1 protein-coding gene is annotated in these 720 nt (G+C 34.6%); it reads right to left on the minus strand.

Going from position 1 to position 720, the window contains the following annotated elements; genetic code table 11:
* A partial coding sequence (locus tag HMPREF2613_RS00670; protein ID WP_186822064.1) for a protein rep occupies positions 1-351 on the minus strand: 351 nt, incomplete at its 3' end.
* Positions 352-720 lie beyond the last annotated feature (369 nt).

Below are 720 nucleotides of genomic sequence, written 5' to 3' on the forward strand. Positions count from 1 at the left end.
AACAGTCAAAGTCAAGAATAGAAAGCGACCTTTTGGCTGTCTAATCATTGCTTCTTCAACTATTTTGCTTGCTTGATAAGAATATTTCATAGAACGTCTCCAGTTGCAAAGCGCACACAGCTTATTTTTGCAGAAATAAGACTGATATAGTTTCTTCGTTCCGTCCGACTGTTCGACAAATTTTAGAACTTCAGCACATTGATAAACTCTCTCAAATGAGCGATAACCTAAAATATCCAACTGACTTGCCAACTCAATATTTTTAAGTTTACGTTCTCTCCATTTTCTGTCTTTCCCTGTTTTTGAAACATCTTTCAAGGTTTGTAACCCTTGATTTTGTTTTTCTTTCATGTTATAATTTACCTGTAATTACAAAGAAATATAGAAAAAGTCCTTGCAATTTTCCTAGCTTTTTATGATTTTGATTGAACACCTAAATTATATCAAAAGCTTTCACAAAAAACAAGGCTTTTTTTGTGCCTGAAAACCCAGTAAAATCAAGGGTTTTGAGCCATTTTGATACTCTTTTTTTAAAATCTCATTATTTCTATATGTATCAAGATAAGAAGAAACCCCCCTGCGGGGGCTTTCTCAAGGGGCTTTCAGCCCCTTTTTTTAGCCCTTATTTACCGCTTCAGCCATCTTTTGAATTTTTGCATAAGTGTCATATTTTTCTCTAAGTTCTTTCGATTGGACGAAACTTCTGCGCCATAATCGACG

The organism is Streptococcus sp. HMSC070B10, from assembly GCF_001808665.1.
GTDB lineage: Bacteria > Bacillota > Bacilli > Lactobacillales > Streptococcaceae > Streptococcus.